General features: G+C 69.8%; 11 protein-coding genes. 10 read left to right on the top strand and 1 reads right to left on the bottom strand.

Features of this window, described 5'->3' with window-relative positions; genetic code table 11:
* The first annotated feature begins 7 nt into the window (after nucleotides 1-7).
* From L3i22_RS15950 to L3i22_RS15985, 8 genes are all read left to right on the top strand, one after another.
* Nucleotides 8-1,510 (top strand): ABC transporter substrate-binding protein, encoded by a 1,503-nt coding sequence (locus L3i22_RS15950; protein ID WP_221327745.1) that lies wholly within the window; start codon nucleotides 8-10, stop codon nucleotides 1,508-1,510.
* On the top strand, nucleotides 1,507-2,466 hold the full coding sequence (locus L3i22_RS15955; protein WP_221327746.1) for an ABC transporter permease: 960 nt from the start codon (nucleotides 1,507-1,509) through the stop codon (nucleotides 2,464-2,466). The genes L3i22_RS15950 and L3i22_RS15955 overlap by 4 nt, the downstream gene beginning before the upstream one ends.
* A 1-nt stretch (nucleotide 2,467) precedes the next feature.
* Nucleotides 2,468-3,316: an ABC transporter permease gene (locus tag L3i22_RS15960; protein ID WP_221327747.1), complete on the top strand. Its 849-nt coding sequence runs from the start codon at nucleotides 2,468-2,470 to the stop codon at nucleotides 3,314-3,316.
* Nucleotides 3,303-4,097 (top strand): ABC transporter ATP-binding protein, encoded by a 795-nt coding sequence (locus L3i22_RS15965; protein ID WP_221327748.1) that lies wholly within the window; start codon nucleotides 3,303-3,305, stop codon nucleotides 4,095-4,097. Before L3i22_RS15960 ends, L3i22_RS15965 begins: the two co-directional genes overlap by 14 nt.
* Nucleotides 4,084-4,836 (top strand): ABC transporter ATP-binding protein, encoded by a 753-nt coding sequence (locus L3i22_RS15970; RefSeq protein WP_221327749.1) that lies wholly within the window; start codon nucleotides 4,084-4,086, stop codon nucleotides 4,834-4,836. The genes L3i22_RS15965 and L3i22_RS15970 overlap by 14 nt, the downstream gene beginning before the upstream one ends.
* On the top strand, nucleotides 4,833-6,158 hold the full coding sequence (locus L3i22_RS15975) for an NtaA/DmoA family FMN-dependent monooxygenase (RefSeq protein WP_221327750.1): 1,326 nt from the start codon (nucleotides 4,833-4,835) through the stop codon (nucleotides 6,156-6,158). The genes L3i22_RS15970 and L3i22_RS15975 overlap by 4 nt, the downstream gene beginning before the upstream one ends.
* A complete protein-coding gene (locus L3i22_RS15980) occupies nucleotides 6,155-7,156 on the top strand; it encodes an LLM class flavin-dependent oxidoreductase (protein WP_255658277.1) in 1,002 nt (333 codons plus the stop codon). The genes L3i22_RS15975 and L3i22_RS15980 overlap by 4 nt, the downstream gene beginning before the upstream one ends.
* Nucleotides 7,157-7,249: 93 nt before the next feature.
* On the top strand, nucleotides 7,250-8,233 hold the full coding sequence (locus L3i22_RS15985; protein WP_221327751.1) for a zinc-binding dehydrogenase: 984 nt from the start codon (nucleotides 7,250-7,252) through the stop codon (nucleotides 8,231-8,233).
* A gap of 25 nt (nucleotides 8,234-8,258) precedes the next feature.
* On the opposite strand, the gene L3i22_RS15990 is transcribed toward L3i22_RS15985, so the two are convergent.
* The gene (locus L3i22_RS15990) at nucleotides 8,259-9,434 is read right to left on the bottom strand and encodes an ROK family transcriptional regulator (RefSeq protein ID WP_221327752.1); all 1,176 of its coding nucleotides are present in this window, start codon (nucleotides 9,432-9,434) and stop codon (nucleotides 8,259-8,261) included.
* 145 nt (nucleotides 9,435-9,579) lie between these two features.
* Between L3i22_RS15990 and mmsA the strand changes: the two genes are divergently transcribed.
* Together mmsA and mmsB are read left to right on the top strand one after the other, a co-directional pair.
* A complete protein-coding gene (gene mmsA, locus L3i22_RS15995) occupies nucleotides 9,580-11,127 on the top strand; it encodes a multiple monosaccharide ABC transporter ATP-binding protein (RefSeq protein WP_221327753.1) in 1,548 nt (515 codons plus the stop codon).
* The gene (mmsB, locus tag L3i22_RS16000; protein ID WP_221327754.1) at nucleotides 11,124-12,422 is read left to right on the top strand and encodes a multiple monosaccharide ABC transporter permease; all 1,299 of its coding nucleotides are present in this window, start codon (nucleotides 11,124-11,126) and stop codon (nucleotides 12,420-12,422) included. Before mmsA ends, mmsB begins: the two co-directional genes overlap by 4 nt.
* Nucleotides 12,423-12,425: the final 3 nt, after the last annotated feature.

The raw sequence follows: 12,425 nt of genomic DNA on the forward strand, positions 1-12,425 counted from the left end.
CACGGCGATGAGACGTACCAAATTTGCTGCCGCAGCCGTGGCCGCCACCCTGACCCTCGCGGGGTGCGCCGGAGGCGCGGCCGGCGCCGACAGCGGCGAGAGCACCCTGCGCTGGGCCGTCACCCTGCCGGCGCACTGGGACCCGGTGGTCAGCGGCAGCGGCGCGCAGTTCCGGATCCTGTCGCTGGCCTACGCCTCGCTGACCGACATCAACGAAAAAGGCGAGGCGGTCCCGAGCCTCGCGCAGAGCTGGGACTACAACGCCAAGGGCGACCAGGTCACCTTCCACCTGCGGCCGAACCTGAAGTTCACCGACGGGTCGGCGCTGGACGCGGCCGCGGTCAAGGCGTACCTGGAGCGGGCCAAGACGCAGAAGGACTCGGCGCTCTTCGGCGACCTCACCTCGATCAAGACGGTCACCGCGAAGAGCGCGACCGACGTGGTGATCGACCTGACCCAGGTGGACTACCAGATCCCGCTGCTGCTCGGCGAGCGCGTCGCGCAGATCACCAGCGCCACGGCCGCGCAGGACGCGAAGAAGCTGGACCAGTCGCCGGTCGGCGCCGGCCCGTTCGTGGTCACCGAGAACGTGCCCGGCTCGCACGTCTATCTCAAGAAGAACCCGGACTTCTGGGACGCCGCGAACATCCACGTCGACAAGGTCGAGCTGCTCGCCGCGCCGGAGGACGCGACCATCGTCTCCGGGCTGCAGACCGGCGTCTACGACCTGGCCAACCTGATCCCGAGCCAGGTCAAGGCGGCCGAGGCGGCGAACCTGGACGTGGTCCAGCAGCCCGGCTTCAACGCCTCGAACATCAGCCTCAACGTCAACAAGAAGCCGTTCGACAACCCGAAGGTGGTCGACGCGGTCCGCTACGCGATCAACCGCCAGGAGTTCGTCGACAAGGTCACCTTCGGGTACGGCAAAGCCACCGACCAGCCGTTCCCGTCCGAGTACCTGGCGTACGACCCGCAGTCGGCGAACAAGTACCCCTACGACGTGGCCAAGGCCAAGCAGCTGCTCGCCGAGTCCGGCGTCCCGGCGAGCGACCTGAAGCTCAACCTGGTCGTCCCGGCCCAGTCCACCGCGGCCGAGATCGTGCAGTCGCAGCTCGCCGCGATCGGCGTCCCGGTCACCATCAAGGTCGACCCGAACTGGGCCACCCCGTTCTTCGCCAAGGACCTGACGCTGTCGCTCTACGGCACCACCGGGCGCGAGTCGCCGGTGCAGACGCTGACCGCGCACTTCGGGCCGAACGGGCCGCTGAACCTGAGCACGCCGTACGAGCCGGAGGGCTTCGAGGCCGCGGTCGCCAAGGCCCGCCAGACCCCGCTGGACTCGCCGGACTACCAGGCGAACCTGCAGGCCGCGACCCGGGCCGGTCTGGACAGTCGGGCGCTGGTGTTCACGTACTCGCAGCCGAACCTGTTCGTGAAGAGCAAGAAGGTCTCCGCCCTGACCCCGATCCCGGGGCAGATCCACTGGACCGGGCTCACGGTCGGCTCATGACGAGACGCCTGCTGACCGGCCTGTTGCGTTCGATCGCGATCTTCGTACCGGTCTTCCTGGTCGCCACGTTCGTCACGTTCGCGCTGCGGGCGCTCAGCGGGCTCACCCCGGCCCACCTGCAGCTCGGTGAGTCGGCCACCCCGGAGGCGGTCGCCCAGATCGAGCACCAGTGGGGCCTGGACCGGCCGTTCCTCACCCAGTACCTCGACTGGTTCGGTCAACTGCTGCACGGCGACCTCGGGACCAGCTGGTACAACGGCGCGAACATCAGCCGGCTGCTGATCGAGGGCGCGGTGATCAGCCTCTCGGTGGCCGGCCTGGCCCTGGTCATCGGGGTGGTGTTCGGCTTCGGGTTCGGCGTGCTGGCCGCGGCCCGCCGGACCACCTGGGTGGACCGGGCGATCACCGGGTTCATGACGTTCATCTCGGTGATGCCGTCGTTCGTGGTCGGCATCGCCCTGGTGGTGGTGTTCGCGGTCGGGCTCGGCTGGTTCCCGTCGGCCGGCTACGTGCCGGCCGAGCGGGGGCTGGGCGTCTGGCTCGCGCACATCGTCCTGCCGGCCGTCGCGCTCAGCTTCGACACCGTCTCGGACGTGGCCCGGCAGTTGCGGTCCGGGCTGGTCGCGGCGTACCGGGAGAACTACGTGACCGGCGCGGTGGTCCGCGGCCTGAGCCCGCGCCGGATCTTCTTCCGGCACGTGCTGCGCAACGGGATGGGCCCGGCGCTGACCGTGCTCGGCATGAAGTTCCCGAACCTGCTCGGCGGCGCGGTCGTCACCGAGTCGATCTTCGGGATGGCCGGGTTCGGCAAGTTCGCCGCCGACTCCGCGCAGCGCGGCGACGTGCCGGCCGTGCAGGGCGTGCTGGTCGTCTCGGTGATCCTGGTCGTCGTCTTCAACCTGCTGGTCAACGTGATCCTGGTCCGGGTCACCCCGGCCTCGGCGAGAGGGGTCTGACATGGTCCGCCGCGTTCTCGGGCTGGCCACCGGGCGGATCGCCGCCGGCATCCTGCTCGCGGTCGTGCTGCTCGCGATCCTCGGCCCGCTGCTCGCCCCGCACGACCCGCTCGCGGGCGGCGCCGAGGTGCTCACCCCGCCCTCCGGCGCGCACTGGCTGGGCACCGACTACCTGGGCCGGGACGTGCTCAGCCGGCTGCTCGACGGCTCCCGGGTCAGCGTGCTCGGCTCGGTGCAGGTGGTGCTGGTCGCGCTGGTCGCCGGGGTGATCCCGGGGATCCTCAGCGTCTACCTCGGCACCGTCTTCGAGTGGCTCACGCTGCGCCTGGCCGACACCCTGATCGCGCTGCCGTTCCTGGTCTTCGCGGTCGCGGTGACCGCGCTGCTGGGCAACGGCATCCCGCAGGCGATGTTCACCGTCGGGATCCTGATCTCGCCGCTGTTCTACCGGGTGTCGCGGGCCGCGACGCTGTCGGTGGCGCGCTCGCCGTACGTCGAGGCGGCGATCATCGCCGGCGCCTCGGTCGGCTGGGTGGTCCGTAGGCACGTCTGGGTCAAGGTGCTGCCGCCGATCGCGGTCGCCCTGGCCAACACGGCCGGCGTCGGCTTCGTGGTGGTGTCCAGCCTGACCTTCCTCGGCATCGGGGTGCAGCCGCCCGCGCCGACCTGGGGCGGGGTGCTCGCCGCCGACCTCGGCTACCTGAGTTTCCGGCCGTGGGCGCCGCTGGTGCCGACCGCGCTGATCATGGCCACCGTGTGGGCCTGCAACCTGCTCGCCGACGCGATCCGGGACGTCTCCGGCGCGGCCGGGCGCGAGCTGCTGAGGAGGAAGCGTCATGTCCCTGCTTGAGCTCCAGGACGTCCGGATCGGGCGCGGCGCGGAGACGTTCGTGCGCGGGGTGTCGTTCGCCCTGGAACCCGGCGGCGTGGTCGGGATCGTCGGGGAGTCCGGCAGCGGCAAGACGCTGACCTGCCGGGCCGCCCTCGGCATCCTCCCCGAGGGGTTCACCGTGGACGGCCGGATCGAGCTCGACGGCCGGGACCTGGCCGGCCTCGGCCCGCGCGAGTGGACCGCCCTGCGCGGCTCGACGATCAGCGCGGTCTTCCAGGACCCGGCCTCCTACCTCAACCCCTCCCTGACGATCGGGTCCCAGATCGCCGAGGTGATCCAGGTCAAACTCAACACCAAAAGGCGGATTGCGAGGGTACGGGCGGTCGAGCTGCTCGACGCCGTCCGCCTCCGGAACCCCGCGACCGTGGCCGGCCAGTACCCGCACGAGCTCTCCGGCGGAATGCTGCAGCGCGCCCTGATCGCCACCGCCATCGCGGCCGAGCCCAAGATCCTGATCGCCGACGAGGCCACCACCGCGCTCGACGTGACCGTGCAGGCGGAGATCCTCGCGCTGCTGGCGTCGCTGCGCGCGGAGACGGGGCTGGCGCTCGTGGTGGTCTCGCACGACCTGGCCGTGGTCGCGCAGCTCTGCGAGGAGGTGCTGGTGATGCGGGCCGGCGAGGTGGTCGAGCAGGGGCCGGTGGAGCAGGTGCTGCACGCGCCGCGGCACGAGTACACCCGGCTCCTGATCGACGAGCACGAGTCGTACGGATTGGAGAAGTATCTTGTCTCTTCTTGAGATCAGCGATCTGAACGTCCACTACGGCAAGTTCCACGCGCTGCGTGGTGTCGATCTCGCGCTGGCGCCGGGGGAGACGGTCGGGGTCATCGGCGAGACCGGGTCCGGCAAGTCCACCCTGGCCCGCGCGATCCTCGGCCTGGTCCGGGTCTCGTCCGGCAAGATCGTTATCGACGGCGACGAGGTGAGCGCGTTCCGCCCGCGGCGGTGGCGGGCGTTCCGGCGTCGCGGTGTCCTGCAGTATGTCTTCCAGGACCCGCTGCGCAGTCTCGATCCGGATCTGACGGTTGCCGAGTCCTTGGCGGAACCGTTGCGGATTCAAGGTCGTACCGGAAATGTCGGTAAATATCTCGATCGGGTGCGCCTCGACGCCTCGCTGCTCGACCGCCTGCCCGCGGAGCTCTCCGGCGGCCAGCGGCAACGGGTGGCAGTGGCCCGGGCCCTGGTCAGCGAACCCCGGCTGATTCTGCTCGACGAGCCGGTCAGCGCGCTCGACTCGGCCAACCGGGTCCGCGTCCTGGAGCTGCTCAAGGAGCTGCGCGACGCCGGCACCGCGCTGCTGTTCATCTCGCACGACCTGGGCTCGGTGGCCGGGATCGCCGACCGGATCGCCGTCCTCTACCAGGGCGAGATCGTCGAGGACGGCCCCACCCGCCAGGTGATCACCGACCCCCGGCACGACTACACGAAGTTGCTGATCAATTCGGTCCCGACCCTGCGAAAGGCGGTCACCGCATGACGACCCGGAAGATCCATCTGGCGCTGCGCGCGTACGGCGTCGGCGGCCCCGGCCAGCACAGCCTGTGGAAGGACCCGCGGGTCCCGAACAACGCCAGCATCGACATCGACTGGTACATCGCCCAGGCCAGGGCGGCCGAGCACGCGAGGTTCGACGCGCTGTTCATCGTGGACAGCCAGTTCATCGACGCGACGTACCCGCCGCACTACCTGAACCGCCTGGAACCGCTCACCCTGCTGTCCGCGGTGGCCACCCACACCCGGCACATCGGGCTGGTCGGGACGCTCAGCTCGACGTACAACTCGCCGTTCAACGTGGCCCGCCGGTTCGCCTCGCTGGACCACATCAGCCACGGGCGGGCCGGCTGGAACGTGGTGACCAGCCTGGACTCCGGCACGTCGCGCAACTACGGGCTGGACGAGCACCTCGACTACGCGACCCGGTACGGCCGCGCGCTGGAGCACGTCCAGGTCGTACGCGGGCTCTGGGATTCCTATGAGGACGACGCGTTCCCGGCCGACGTCGAGCGGGACCTGTTCGTCGACCCGGCGAAGCTGCACGCGCTGAACCACGAGGGCGAGCACTTCCGGGTGGCCGGCCCGCTGAACCTCTCCCGGTCCGAGCAGGGCCAGCCGGTGATCTTCCAGGCCGGGGTGTCCGAGGAGGGCCGCAACCTGGCCGCCGAGGTCGCCGAGGGGATCTACGCGCCCGGCGGATCGCTCGACAAGGTCCAGGCGTATTACGCGGACATCAAGCGGCGCGCGCTCTCCAAGGGCCGGAACCCGGATCACGTGAAGATCTTCCTGGGCGCCCAGCCGGTGATCGCCGGCACCGACGAGGAGGCGCACCGGCTGTCCCGGGAGATCTTCGAGGCGGACAACGACTTCACCCGCAAGCTCGCCCAGTTCGGCCGCTCGTTCGGCGCCTACGACTTCGCCCGGCACGACCTGGACGCCCCGTTCCCGGACGTCGCCCACCTGGCCGAGAAGAGCGGCCGGACCCGCGGCGCCGCGATCGTCGAGCGCGCCCGCGCGGAGAACCTCACCCTGCGCGAGACGGTCCTGGCGTTCACCGAGTACCAGCCGTCCCCGTTCACCGGGGATCCGAAGACCGTGGCCGCGACGATCGCCGAGTGGTTCGCCGCGGGCACTTTCGACGGGCTCAACATCGGTTTCCGTACGAGTGAGGACCTGAACCGCTTCGTCGCCGACGTGGTCCCGCTGCTGCAGTCCGACGGCCTGTTCCGCACCGAGTACGAGTCGGCCACCCTCCGCGGCAACCTCGGGTTGCCGATCCCCGCGAACCGTTGGAGCACGGTATGAGCATCCGGCTCGGTTTCCTCACCCACGTCCAGGGCCGCGGCGAGCACGCCCAGGCCTACCGCGACGCGCAGGAGCTGTTCGTCGTCGCCGACGAGCTCGGCTTCGACGTCGGCTGGGTGGCCCAGCACCACCTGCCGATCCACGGCGGCGGGCTCTCCTCGCCGTGGACGTTCCTGGCCCACGCGGCCGCCCGGACCAAGCGGATCCGGCTGGCCACCGCGATCACCATCCTGCCGCTGGAACACCCGATCCGGCTCGCCGAGGACGTCGCCGTGGTCGACACGCTCAGCGGCGGCCGGGTCGAGATCGGCGTCGGCAGCGGCTCCGGCCCGCAGGAGTACGCGGCGTTCGGCGCCGACTTCGAGCACCGCCGCGAGCTGACCACCGAGCACTTCGCGGTGCTGCGCCGGGCGCTGGCGGGGGAGGAGGTCGGCACGCCCGGGTTCACCATCCAGCCGCCGATCGCCGGGGACTTCAGCGACCGGGTGTGGCAGGGCGTCTTCAGCGACGCCGGCGCCGGCTACGCGGCCGAGGCGGGCGCGAACCTGCTGCTCAACCGGGCGACCTACGGGTACGACGAGTCGACCGACGAGATCCAGCGCGGGTGGGCCGACACGTACCTCGGAAAATGGCGGCAACCGCGACCGCCGCGCATCGGTCTCTCCCGGTTCGTCTTCCCGGCCCGCGACAAGCGGGCGGCGCTGACCCAGATCGAGGAGGGCGTGCTGCGCGCCACCGCGAACTTCGTCTCCCGCGGCACGTTCCCGGCCGGGCAGACCCTGGAGGAGTACCTGCGCCGCTTCCACGCCTTCTACGGCCACCCGGACGAGATCGTCGCCGCGTTCCAGCAGGAGAAGGTCCTGCCGGTCGCCACCGACCTGATCACCCAGTTCAACCCGGGCGTGCCGGAGCTCGACGCGGCGATCCGCGCGCTGGAGCTGATCGCCACCGAGGTCGCCCCGGCCCTGGGCTGGAAACCCCAGCCCGCGGCCGACTAGGCCCGGCCCCGGCGTTCGCGCGCGTCTTGACCTCAAGCGACGTTGAGCTTGAACACTGTCCGGGATGCTGTCTCTTGGGGAGGGGCCCCGCGCATGCGCGCAATCCAGGTAGCCACGTTCGGCGGACCGGAAGTGCTGACGGTCGCGGAACTACCCGAACCGGTGCCCGGTCCCGGTCAGGTCGTCATCGGCATGGCGGCCGCCGACGTCATCTTCCTCGACACCCTGCTGCGCGGCGGCTGGGGACAGAACTTCTTCCCGCTGACGTTGCCCTACGTGCCGGGCGGTGGCGGAGCGGGCGTGGTGGTGGCGACCGGCGACGGGGTGGACCCGGCCTGGATCGATCGGCGGGTGGTGGTACGGGCCGGCGCCGGTTACGCCGAGCGCGTCGTCGCGGACGTCGGGGAGATCATGCCGGTGCCGGACGGCCTGTCCTTCGAGACGGCCGCGGCGCTGGTGCACGACGGTGTGACCGCGCTCGGCATGGACCGCCTGGGCATGCCGGAGAGGGGCGCCTGGGTGCTGGTCTCGGCGGCTGCCGGTGGCGCCGGATCACTGCTGGTGCAGCTGGCCGTCGACGCCGGAGCCCGGGTGGTGGCCGCCGCGTCCAGCGATGTCAAGCGGGCCCTCGCTCGCCGGCTGGGCGCGACGATCACCGTCGACTACACCCGGCCGGACTGGATCAGCCGGGTGCGGGAGGCCACCGGTGGCGGTGCCGCCCTGGTCTATGACGGGGCGGGTGGGCCGCTGGGCACGGCGACCTTGGACGCGGTGGCCGACGGCGGCCGGTTCATCACCTACGGCTCCGGCGACGGTTTGGCCGCCCCGGATTCCGAGGTGGCCGCGCGTCGCGGCATCCAGGTGTGCACTCCGCTGCTGGACGGCCCACCGAACCGGCAGACCGTCCGCGAACTGCTGGGTCTGGCCCTGGAGCGGGCCGCGCGGGGGCAGCTGCGCCCGGCGGTGGGCGCCACCTATCCACTGGAACGCGCCGCTGACGCGCACCGCGCACTCGCCTCGCGCGCCACAGTCGGCAAGTCGTTGTTGCTGGTCGGCGGCGCTCGAGCCGCCGGCTGACCTCGCTGCCGGACCCGGCCCAGGCCTACAGCGAGAGCAGGTCCGAGACCTGCGGCGAGTACGTCGTGTGCAGCACCAGCGCCGCCGCCCCGACCATCGCGGCGTCCGCGCCGAGCGGGGAGACCTCGACCCGCACGGTGCGGATGCTGCGGGCCAGCGGCCGGGTGGCGAGCGCCCGCGCGGTGGCGTCGCGGAAGCGGGTCTCCAGGTGGCGCAGCCCGTGGCCGCCGAGCACGACCAGGTCGATGTCGAGGATGTTGGCGACGTTGACGACCGCGGTGGCCAGGTGCGCCGCAGCCACCTCGACCACCTTGACGGCCATCGGATCGCCGTCGACCACGCCCTGCCGCAGCGCGGCGTAGGTGCCCAGCCCGCTCGCCGCGACCAGCGCGTTCGGGCTGATCAGGCTCTCCAGGCAGCCGTGGTTCCCGCAGTAGCACTCCGGGCCGTCCGGCTGGACCGACTGGTGGCCGAACTCGGCGGCGTTCATCGAGCCGCCCCGATAGACCTGGTTGTCCAGTATCAACCCGCCACCGACACCGGCGCCGAAGAAGAAGTAGGCGAAATCGGCCACGCCGCGGCCCGCGCCGGCCCAGCACTCGCCGATCGCCGCGGCGGTCGCGTCGTTGTCCAGGGTCACCGGCAGGCCGGTCGCCTCGACCAGCATGTCCTTGAGCGCGACCCGGGTCCAGCCCATCAGCTGCGGCGGCCCGACCAGCGCGCCGAGCGCCTGATCGATCGGGCCGGGGGTGGCCAGGCCGAGGCCGAGCACCCGGTCACGGGCCACGCCGGTGGTGGCCAGCATGTCCTCGACCAGGCCGGCGATGGTCGCGGTGATCTCCGCGGGGGAGGCCCCGGGCACCACCGGCTGCTGCAGCTTGACCAGCGGCCGGCCGAGCAGGTCGGTGACCACACAGGACAGTTGGAACGGGTCGAAGTGCACGCCGACCGCCAGGCCGGCGTCGGCGTTGACCCGCAGCCGGGTGCGCGGTTTACCGCCGCTGGACGCGGCCGCGCCGTCCTCCCGGACGATGCCCTCGGTGATCAGTCGCCGGACGATGCCGGAGACGGTCTGCGGGGTGAGCCCGGTGGACTCGGCGATCTCGACCCGGCTGATGCCGTCGGCGAGCTGGATCTGGTCGAGAACGACGGCCCGATTGTACTGGCCGACTTTCGGAAGGTTGGTTCCTGTACGCCGCACCGGAGTAGCGCCTCCCGGTCGTTACCTGATCGATGCCGACCATGATGCCACCTACCCGTTGACTTAGTAAATAAATAAGATTTACAGTCTGGAAACGCTGACGTCACGCATGTAGATATCTGCAAAAGACCTGTTGGGAGGCGGCATGAGCGCTGCTCCGCCACTGCTGGAGATGCGGTCTATTACCAAGACCTTCCCCGGCGTCAAGGCGTTGTCCGACGTGAACCTCACCGTCCGTGACGGTGAGATCCACGCGATCTGCGGGGAGAACGGCGCCGGCAAGTCGACCTTGATGAAGGTCCTCAGCGGCGTCTACGGGTTCGGGTCGTACGAGGGCTCGATCGTCTATCGGGGCGCCGAGGCGAGGTTCTCCGACATCCGCGCCAGTGAGCACGCCGGCATCGTGATCATCCACCAGGAGCTCGCGCTCGTCCCGGGGATGTCGATCACGGAGAACATCTTCCTGGGCAACGAGCCGCGCCGGTACGGCCGGATCGACTGGAAGGCCGCGAACAGCAAGGCCATCGAGCTGATGGCGATGGTCGGGCTGAAAGAGGACCCGGACACCCTGATCAAGGACATCGGGGTGGGCAAGCAGCAGCTCGTCGAGATCGCGAAGGCGTTCGCGAAGGACGTGCAGCTGCTGATCCTGGACGAGCCGACCGCCGCGCTGAACGAGAACGACTCGCAGCACCTGCTCGACCTGCTGCGCGGGTTCAAGCAGCGCGGCATCACCTCGATCATGATCTCGCACAAGCTGAACGAGATCGAGGCGATCGCCGACTCGATCACGATCCTGCGCGACGGGAAGACGATCGAGACGATCGACGTCAAGGGCGAGGGCGCCGACGAGGACCGGATCGTCCGCGGGATGGTCGGCCGCGACCTGAGCAGCCGCTTCCCGGACCACACGCCGAACATCGGCGAGGTGTTCTTCGAGGTGCGCGGCTGGACGGTCCGGCACCCGATCTCCGCCGACCGCCTGGTCTGCAAGAACTCGAACTTCACCGTGCGACGCGGGGAGATCGTCGGGTTCGCCGGTCTGATGGGTGCCGGGCGCACCGAGCTGGCGATGAGCCTTTTCGGTCGCTCCTACGGCGTCTACGAGAGCGGGCAGATCTTCAAGGACGGTAGGGAGATCCAGCTCAAGTCGGTCGCCGACGCGATCGCCAACGGTCTGGCCTACGTCAGCGAGGACCGCAAGGCGGTCGGCCTGAACCTGCTGGACGACATCAAGACCTCGGTCGTCGCCGCGAAGCTCTCGAAGATCACCCACAACGGGGTGCTGGACGAGGCCAAGGAGTACCGCGAGGCCGAGGCGTACCGCAAGAGCCTGCGGATCAAGACGCCCACCGTCGACGAGGGCGTCACCAAGCTCTCCGGCGGCAATCAGCAGAAGGTCGTCCTGGCGAAGTGGATGTTCACCGACCCGGACCTGCTGATCCTGGACGAGCCGACGCGCGGTATCGACGTCGGTGCGAAGTACGAGATCTACGGGATCATCCAGGAACTCGCGTCCGAGGGCCGCGGGGTCGTGGTGATCTCCTCCGAGTTGCCCGAGCTGATCGGGCTCTGCGACCGGATCTACACGGTCTTCGAGGGCACGATCACCGGCGAGATCTCGCGGGCTGACGCCAACCCGGAAACCCTCATGAAGCAGATGACCTCCACGAAGAAGCTGGCCACGTCATGAGTCGGATTAAAGAGCTACAGAAGAACCTCTTCGGGGGTACGACCTCGAACGCCCGCCAGTTCGGGATGATCTTCACGCTGGTGGCGATCATCCTGTTCTTCCAGGCCAAGACCGGCGGGTTGACCCTGCAGTCGGGCAACATGATCGCCCTGACCCAGCAGTACGCGTACATCTCGGTGCTGTCCATCGGCATGCTGATGGTGATCGTGGCCGGCCACATCGACCTGTCGGTCGGCTCGGTCGCCGCGTTCACCGGCATCGTGGTGGCCAAGGCGATCACCGAACACAACGTGCCGTGGCCGGTCGGCATCGTGCTCGGCCTGGTCGTCGGCGCGCTGATCGGCGCCTGGCAGGGCTTCTGGGTGGCGTACGTCGGGATTCCCGCCTTCATCGTCACGCTGGCCGGCATGCTGCTCTTCCGCGGCGGCAACCAGTACATCGGTAACGCCGACACCGTTCCGGTGCCGCAGGGCTTCCGGGAGATCGGCGCCGGTTACCTGCCCGAGGTCGGCCCGGATACCGGGTACAACAACCTCACGCTGCTGCTCGGCCTGCTCGCCTGCGTCGCGGTGGTCTGGCGTGAGCTGCGGTCCCGGCAGGTGCGCACGCAGATGGAGGGGGCCGAGCCCGCTCCGCTGTGGATCGCGATCCTGCGCATCGTGGTGATGATCGCCGTGATCGTCTTCGTCGCGCTGCGCTTCGCCGGTGGCCGGGTGGGCACCAGCTTCCCGATCTCCGGCATCATCCTCGCCGTCCTGGTTCTCGCGTACTCGTTCTACACCCGGAACACCGCGGGCGGCCGGCACATCTATGCGGTCGGCGGCAACTCGCGTGCCGCCGAGCTGTCCGGCGTGAAACTACGCCGGGTGAACTTCTTCGTCATGATGAACATGTCCGTCCTGGCCGCCCTGGCCGGCATGATCTTCGTGGCCCGGTCCGCGGCCTCCGGCCCGCAGGACGGACTCAGCTGGGAACTCGACGCGATCGCCGCGGTCTTCATCGGCGGCGCGGCGGTCTCGGGTGGTCTCGGGACGGTCGGCGGTTCCATCGTCGGCGGTCTCGTCATGGCCGTGCTCAACAACGGTCTGCAGTTGACGGGCACCGGCTCCGACATGGTCCAGATCATCAAGGGTCTGTTCCTGCTCGGCGCCGTCGCCCTGGATGTCTACAACAAGAAGCAGGGTCGTTTCTCGATCATCGGTTCACTGACGCGCAATTTCCGCTCCGGGCATGAGGCAGCGGCCGGCACGTCATCCGAACCGAGCATCGAGAAGCAGCCTGCGGCCCGCTCCTGAGAA

Origin of the sequence: Actinoplanes sp. L3-i22, assembly GCF_019704555.1 — a bacterium.
Lineage (GTDB): Bacteria > Actinomycetota > Actinomycetes > Mycobacteriales > Micromonosporaceae > Actinoplanes.

Coding starts and splice junctions, on each gene's coding strand:
- L3i22_RS15950 (WP_221327745.1), top strand. CDS start 8: ATGAGACGTACCAAATTTGCTGCCGCAGCCGTGGCCGCCACCCTGACC.
- L3i22_RS15955 (WP_221327746.1), top strand. CDS start 1,507: ATGACGAGACGCCTGCTGACCGGCCTGTTGCGTTCGATCGCGATCTTC.
- L3i22_RS15960 (WP_221327747.1), top strand. CDS start 2,468: ATGGTCCGCCGCGTTCTCGGGCTGGCCACCGGGCGGATCGCCGCCGGC.
- L3i22_RS15965 (WP_221327748.1), top strand. CDS start 3,303: ATGTCCCTGCTTGAGCTCCAGGACGTCCGGATCGGGCGCGGCGCGGAG.
- L3i22_RS15975 (WP_221327750.1), top strand. CDS start 4,833: ATGACGACCCGGAAGATCCATCTGGCGCTGCGCGCGTACGGCGTCGGC.
- L3i22_RS15980 (WP_255658277.1), top strand. CDS start 6,155: ATGAGCATCCGGCTCGGTTTCCTCACCCACGTCCAGGGCCGCGGCGAG.
- L3i22_RS15985 (WP_221327751.1), top strand. CDS start 7,250: ATGCGCGCAATCCAGGTAGCCACGTTCGGCGGACCGGAAGTGCTGACG.
- mmsA (WP_221327753.1), top strand. CDS start 9,580: ATGAGCGCTGCTCCGCCACTGCTGGAGATGCGGTCTATTACCAAGACC.
- mmsB (WP_221327754.1), top strand. CDS start 11,124: ATGAGTCGGATTAAAGAGCTACAGAAGAACCTCTTCGGGGGTACGACC.